At 59.9% G+C, this 1,101-nt stretch carries 1 protein-coding gene; it reads left to right on the plus strand.

What is annotated here, in order from left to right; all coding sequences use genetic code 11:
- Positions 1-79: 79 nt before the first annotated feature.
- On the plus strand, positions 80-1,101 hold a 1,022-nt coding region (locus AC5ZG1_RS43980; RefSeq protein WP_496136517.1), incomplete at its 3' end, for an IS5 family transposase.

Consider the following 1,101-nt stretch of genomic DNA (forward strand, 5'->3'; position numbering starts at 1 on the left):
CTAGCAGTCTGCTGAAAAAGCCCTCGTCAGGGGCTGCGATTGATGATTCTATATCGATCATGGATCGTCGGGGGTTCGCATGCGGGGCGCTTTTTCGGATCAGGGCGGATTATTTTCGTACATTACGCCGGAGGCACGAGTTCCTGCGGACCATCCGCTCAGGAAGATCCGGCAGTTCGTCCGCGATGTGCTGACGGAGATGAATCGCGACTTGGGGAAGCTCTACGCGAGCGAAGGACGTCCCTCGACGCCTCCGGAGCAATTGCTGAGCGCGTTACTGCTGCAGGTGTTCTACGGTATTCGCTCGGAACGCGAGTTGATGGAGCAACTGGACTACAATCTTTTGTACCGCTGGTTTGTGGGGCTTTCGCCCGACGACCCGGTCTGGGACCCGACCACCTTCACCAAGAACCGAGACCGGCTGCAGAACGGCGGGGTGTTTAAGAAATTCATGACCCGGCTTCTGAACCATCCGCAGGTCAAGCCGCTGCTGTCGGACGAGCATTTCTCGGTGGATGGAACGCTGATCGAAGCCTGGGCGTCACAGAAGAGCTTTCGTCCCAAGGACGGTAGCGGTGACGATGATGGCGGCGCAAACTTCCATGGCCAGAAGCGCAAGAACGACACCCATGCGAGTACCAGCGATCCAAACAGCAGGCTTTACCGCAAGGCGGCCGGGCGGGAGGCGAAGCTCTGCTATATGGGCCATGCCACAATGGAGAACCGGCATGGGCTGGCGACCGAACGCCGCGCCTCGGAGATCATGCTGAAGGCCCAAGGCAAAGCCGCCGGCCACCGCATCACGGCCGGCGAGGACAAGGCGTACGATACCGCCGATCACGTGGCCAATCTTCGTGCCATCAACGTGACACCGCATGTGACGCAGAACCAGGCCGTCACCAAAACCGGCAAGAACCGCAACAGCGCCATCGACGGACGAACCACGCGGCATCCGGGATACGGCATGTCACAATCGCGCCGGGCGATGATCGAGTGCATCTTCGGTTGGGGCAAGCAGCACGGGACCATGCGCAAGACCAAACATCGCGGCATCGGTCGCGTCGCCGCCGATTTCCTGCTCAATCTGATCGCCTATAATCT

Source organism: Bradyrhizobium sp. Leo78, from assembly GCF_059512425.1.